Raw genomic sequence first — 5,420 nt, 5'->3', positions numbered from 1 at the left:
GTTCATGCAACCAAGTGGGCTTGAGTACTTTTTCCGGGACATCGGTCGTCCACGTAAAGAGGGAGATCCAACTCCAGAGCCATTTGAACGACCTGAAAATATTGAACAGATTGAAGGAACGGATAAAGGAGTATTTGCCTATACGAAAAATTGAATTAATTCCAAAACGACAGACCTCTTAGAAATTTAAGTTTCTACCCATTTATTAAATTTCTAAGATCGATCTAAGTAGCTAGTATCGGATATGATGGGAAATATTCATACATAAGTTACTTAGATCATTTTTTTAAATACGTTATTAGAGGTAATAAGCTATGATCTATGAACTAAGACATTATAAATTCACACCTGAAAATTGGTCGAAATACTTAAAACTATTTAATGATAAATGCTTACCAATCCGTTTAGATAATTATGGAATTCTTAAAGGTAAATGGAATATTGAGCAAGATGGATATATTCACTTTTATCATTTATGGCAATATGAATCATTAGAACATAGACACCTATTAAGGCAAGAATTGGCTAAAATACAGAGCTGGCAAGAAGATTTCATTCAATATGCTGCACCACTTATTCACGAACAAGATTTAAAAGTTTTAAACCTTACTGATCGAAATAATAACTTTAATTTCCAAAGAAATCTCAACATTTATGAAATCGACTGCAAAGTAAGTACATTAAAAAACGTAATTAACAGTGTTGCAGAAAATAACAAGGATAATATTCAATTGAATATAGTTGAGTTTCCTAATCCGAATGAGATTATTTTATTTTCAGAAAGCCAAAAAAATATAGAAAATTTAAATATAAAGAATATTAAACATACAACATTAAAAATGATATAAAAAAAGGCTCTTATGAGCCTTTCTTCTTAGCTATTACCACCAATACTCTACTTGCAATCCGAAATTGCTACCATTACGTGATGTCCCGAAATTACCCGTTGACGATAATGTAGAACCTGCATTGTTCAGATCAGCTCGCTCTTGGGCTTCCTTGTTCCAAATCGCATAGGTGTAATACAAACGGAATTCTGGTCTATCCCAAAATCCTTTTCCTTTTGGTGACCATGTAGGTGCAAAGGATAACTTAGTTAAAGTCGCGGTCTTATCACGTTTAACTGCATCAAAACCCAACTCTCCTACTAACTTAAATTGATCATTCAATGCATATACCGGTCGTACACCAGCTGAATACCATTCTTGTTCATTTGAAGCTTCTTCACGTTCATCTTTCTGGTAAATCAACTCCGCTTGAGCACTAAAGTTTTCAGTAATTTGCCCATCAATAAATTCGACTACACGCCAGCTTTTATCCTTACTCGATAAGCTTGTATCACCGGTATAACTTAAGCCAGTTCCTGGACCATAACCATATTGCAAGGCCAGGGTATTGTTGAGTTTACCTAGTTTTTGTTTATGCTGAACGCTAAATGAAGTACCTGAATGGCTATCTGGTTCATCTATTTTTGGGATATAGCTTACCCCTACACTTAGTGTTCCATTTGGGTTGGTATTAAATCCACTTACAGTAATATCATGGCGGTTTACTGGTTTATCCTGAAATACATCATCCTTACGAGAGAAAACATATGAATAGTACAAGTCGTTATATTTAAAATTATCTATACCAAATCCTGTCGCACTCTGATTCCAGTAATAAAAGTCTGAAATATGAATATCATTACGGTTATAGAAACGACGACCTGCCCAAACATTTGCACCATTTAAGTAGCTGATATTATTCCACATGAGATAGGCTTCAGCCCATTTGGCATAATTATTTCCAGAAAAATCTTTATCATCACCAAAATCTTGTAATAACGCCAATGTACCCTTTAGGGCCACTGTAGAATTATCTTTAAATTTATATAATTCCTGAGTGCCAGTTAACTCTACATACTGTTCACACTCGTTACCCAAACGGTATTTGCTTTTTGCACCGTCCAGAAAAAAACAACTTTGTGTATCCCCTTTTTCACTAAAACCAACGCCTGATCTTATATAACCATTAAAATCAAATGCATTTGCTTGAGATATCCCTATTAATGCCATTGGTAATAATGACAATTTACTTAATACTTTCATGTATACGCTCCTATGTAAACGTTTACATAATATTAGCAATAGTTATACCAAGTCAATAAATAAACAATTTTTTATTAAAATTTAAAATAAATTATAATAATCTATTAAAATGATTTAAATTTTATGGTTAATATTAAAAACAATATCAATTTTATTTAAAGAGAAAGAATATTTAAAATATTTAATGATAAAAAAAGGAGCATAATGCTCCATTTTTTATCACTTAAACTATCGAGCAGTATATCCACCATCAATAGTAAACATAGCACCTGTTGAGAATGTAGATTCATCTGATGCTAAAAATAGAATCATATTAGCAATATCAATCGGTTCACCCATTTTATTTAAAGGAGAACGTGCTTCTAAGCCTTTTTTAAATGCAACAGGATCTTCAACTTCTTTAAACATTTTATCGTAGTAGCTTGAATTGATAACACCAGGAGCAACGCTATTCACTCGAATACCTTCATTTGCATGATCCAATGCCATAGCACGGGTTAATGCCGCCACACCACCTTTCGCTGCTACATATGCAGCACGATCTGGAATACCAACTACTGAAATAGTAGAAGCTAGATTCACAATAGATCCACCACCGCGTCGAATTAATTCAGGAATTGCGAATTTTGAACAGAGGAATACACCTTTCAAGTTAACATCTATGACGCTATCCCAAAGATCTTCTTCAAGTGTAACAACTGTACCTAAAGTACCAAACCCTGCATTATTAACTAAAATATCCAAACCACCAAAATGCTCTGCTCCAGCTTTAACCATAGCTTCAACATCAGAACTTTTGGCTACATCTGCTGCTACAGCAAAAGCATTTTCACCAATTTGATCAGCAACTTTTTTTGCATTTTCAAAGTCTCTATCAGCGACAATAACTTTTGCACCTTCTTTTGCAAAAAGTAAAGCTGTTGCTTCGCCAATCCCTGCGCCTGCACCTGTAATAAGTGCAATTTTGCCTTCAAGTCTCATATTATTTCCTAGAATGTCAAACTATGCAGTTGTTTAGTAACTGCTTCTTCAATACTTAATGCTGCTAACCATGAGGTGCGTGGATTTTCAGGTAATGGGTTATTGCTCAAACTGATATCTAAGTTCCCAAAAGATCCTATTGCTGAAACCTCATGAATATTCTTTTCGATAGTCGGATCTGCAATGAGCTCAACCGATGTATCATCAAATCCCAAACCTGATAACGCGACCGCTGCTGTCACATTGGCATTTTTAGGGAACTTAATTGCCGCTTCAGCAGCAGTACCCTTAAAAATACAAGTTGGTTCTTTAATCTGATCTAAATCAAACTCTTGCTCTGCTGGTGACCCTTTCCAAGCTTTTGGAGGTTTTCTACCGCGATATTCAACCGTATTTAATCCCGCAGATTTAGCAGAACGTAATGCATCCAGACCGCCTACGGCACCAGAAACCAAAATTAATCTGGCATCGCCTTGCTTAGCAGCGGACTGTAATTGGTCATTAATCACCGTATCTGCTAGAACACCAATTGATGCGATTACAACATCAATTCCTGCTTGTAAGAGTGATGGAACGTGATGAATAACTGCTGAATGCCCTGCACATTCAATAACAAGGTCGGGTTGCCACTGAATTAAATCTTGAACATTAGTTTCAATGTTTATTGGATTAAATTCAGTCAATACATCATTGTCAGGAGTGGAATTCAGCAGTAAACATAATTCAAGATTTTCTGAATGTGTTTGTAGTGAATGGACAACATATTTACCCATTGCGCCAAAGCCAATAACACCAACACGTTTTATGTGACTCATACTCATTACATAGACTCCCAGAACTTATTTACAATCTCAGCATAAGCAGCAGGTTTAACCTTTGGTGTGAAGTGACCACCACTTAGCTCAACTAATTGAGCATTGCTAATTGCTTGAAAAAGTTGCTTTGAATGTAAAAATGGAATGACATAATCATCATTCGCGCCAATGACTAAAGCTGAATGTTGTATTGAATTGAGTTCCTCTAGTCTTGAATAAGACAACAACATATCAATACGCTTTAAAATCATTTCTTTATTAGGGGAATCAGTTGATACCACACCACTTTCCTTTTTAAAGTGATATTCGTAGTATTCCGATGGATATGCGATATAACGAGTTAGCTCGTTATAGGCATGTTCCCCCATTACAGCTAAGGTTTCTTTTCGATAAGTAAAGAAATCAATAAATCGTTGGTCTGGTTTTGCCCAACCACTACTTAAAACTATACTCTTTACTCGATCTGCATAATCCAGAGCTAGGCACTGAGTAACCAAGCTTCCGGTAGAATGTCCTAAAATATGAGCCGAAGGAATTTTGTAATGATCTAAAATCTCTATCACTGCTTCTGCAATTCCAGAAATATTAGGATCACCAATAATTGGGCTTTGACCAATACCTGGATGATCAAGAGTAATGATTTGGTAACGCCCTAATAACTCTTTTTTTACTTCATCCCAAAATGAAGCACGGCCGCCCAAACCAGAAATTAGAACTACCGGTTTGCCACTACCTTCAATGGTATGAAATACATTAATAGTCATATTCTCTACTCACGTATTTTTAGTGTATGCAAATACACCCTTGTCCGTGCCTTCGATCTGTTCAATATTTTCAGGTCGTTCAAATGGCTCTGGAGTTGGATCTCCCTCTTTACGTGGACGACCGATGTCCCGGAAAAAGTACTCAAGCCCACTTGGTTGCATGAACCAAGCCCAATGCAGGTCTTCCTCACCATCATTAATAAATGTATGAGAGTTATGGGTACCTAGAAATACGGTTACACCTGGTTCTAATACGTATTCTTTCCCGTCAATAATTGCTTTGCCGCGTCCTGAAATGAAGTGCAACACCTCTTCATGATCAGGATGAGCATGTTCACGAACTCGCCCACCGACAGGAACAGTTTGTGTTCCCATTGAGAAGTCACGTTTCATCTGAGCAAATTCTGGTGAGATAGCTACAGTGACGAAACCGTTTGCTGGTTTTGGCTGCCAGTAGCTTTTCTCTGTCTGGCGGTTGAAGTAATACACCACACCTTTATCTTCAGTATTCTCTGCCATGGTCGGCTCCTTAATCTTTATTATGTAAACGTTTACATTTTTGCTTAAATAAAGCAAAAAATCAATTCGGTTTGTAATAATCTACAGATTGATTCAGTGTCAAAGGCTTAACTCCTTTAACAATATCGGCCATTTTTTCAGCCATCATAATGATCGGTGCATTCAAATTACCACTCGGGATCTCAGGCATGATCGATGCATCCACAATCCGCACATTGTCTATGGTGTGAACACGACCAAACTCATCAACC

At 36.4% G+C, this 5,420-nt stretch carries 7 protein-coding genes; 1 reads left to right on the top strand and 6 read right to left on the bottom strand.

Annotated features, from left to right (window positions below):
- Positions 1–314 precede the first annotated feature (314 nt).
- Positions 315–848 carry an NIPSNAP family protein gene (locus tag KNQ97_RS19100; protein WP_024432732.1) on the top strand — a complete coding sequence of 178 codons (534 nt, stop codon included), beginning with the start codon at positions 315–317 and terminating at the stop codon, positions 846–848.
- A gap of 33 nt (positions 849–881) precedes the next feature.
- Here the strand turns inward: KNQ97_RS19100 and KNQ97_RS19095 are convergent, their stop codons facing one another.
- The 6 genes from KNQ97_RS19095 to KNQ97_RS19070 all read right to left on the bottom strand — a co-directional run.
- On the bottom strand, positions 882–2,090 hold the full coding sequence (locus tag KNQ97_RS19095; protein ID WP_253612631.1) for a carbohydrate porin: 1,209 nt from the start codon (positions 2,088–2,090) through the stop codon (positions 882–884).
- Between the two features lie 228 nt (positions 2,091–2,318).
- Positions 2,319–3,071: an SDR family oxidoreductase gene (locus KNQ97_RS19090; protein WP_024432730.1), complete on the bottom strand. Its 753-nt coding sequence runs from the start codon at positions 3,069–3,071 to the stop codon at positions 2,319–2,321.
- 8 nt (positions 3,072–3,079) lie between these two features.
- Entirely contained in the window at positions 3,080–3,892 is an 813-nt protein-coding gene (locus tag KNQ97_RS19085; RefSeq protein ID WP_199937276.1) for an aspartate dehydrogenase, read from the bottom strand.
- Positions 3,892–4,650 (bottom strand): alpha/beta fold hydrolase, encoded by a 759-nt coding sequence (locus tag KNQ97_RS19080; RefSeq protein WP_253612630.1) that lies wholly within the window; start codon positions 4,648–4,650, stop codon positions 3,892–3,894. The genes KNQ97_RS19085 and KNQ97_RS19080 overlap by 1 nt, the downstream gene beginning before the upstream one ends.
- 9 nt (positions 4,651–4,659) lie before the next feature.
- Complete coding sequence (locus KNQ97_RS19075) at positions 4,660–5,169, bottom strand: cupin domain-containing protein (RefSeq protein ID WP_024432727.1); 510 nt, start codon at positions 5,167–5,169, stop codon at positions 4,660–4,662.
- A gap of 61 nt (positions 5,170–5,230) precedes the next feature.
- Positions 5,231–5,420, bottom strand: a 190-nt coding sequence (locus KNQ97_RS19070) for a GMC oxidoreductase (RefSeq protein WP_253612629.1), incomplete at its 5' end; no start/stop codon positions are given.

Source organism: Acinetobacter sp. UC24323, assembly GCF_024151445.1.
Taxonomy (GTDB): Bacteria; Pseudomonadota; Gammaproteobacteria; order Pseudomonadales; family Moraxellaceae; genus Acinetobacter; species Acinetobacter baumannii.
The sequence above is the reverse complement of the archived record's forward strand: the minus strand, read 5'-3'. Positions and strand labels throughout refer to the sequence as shown.

Coding starts and splice junctions, on each gene's coding strand:
- KNQ97_RS19100 (WP_024432732.1), top strand. CDS start 315: ATGATCTATGAACTAAGACATTATAAATTCACACCTGAAAATTGGTCG.
- KNQ97_RS19095 (WP_253612631.1), bottom strand. CDS start 2,090: ATGAAAGTATTAAGTAAATTGTCATTATTACCAATGGCATTAATAGGG.
- KNQ97_RS19090 (WP_024432730.1), bottom strand. CDS start 3,071: ATGAGACTTGAAGGCAAAATTGCACTTATTACAGGTGCAGGCGCAGGG.
- KNQ97_RS19085 (WP_199937276.1), bottom strand. CDS start 3,892: ATGAGTATGAGTCACATAAAACGTGTTGGTGTTATTGGCTTTGGCGCA.
- KNQ97_RS19080 (WP_253612630.1), bottom strand. CDS start 4,650: ATGACTATTAATGTATTTCATACCATTGAAGGTAGTGGCAAACCGGTA.
- KNQ97_RS19075 (WP_024432727.1), bottom strand. CDS start 5,169: ATGGCAGAGAATACTGAAGATAAAGGTGTGGTGTATTACTTCAACCGC.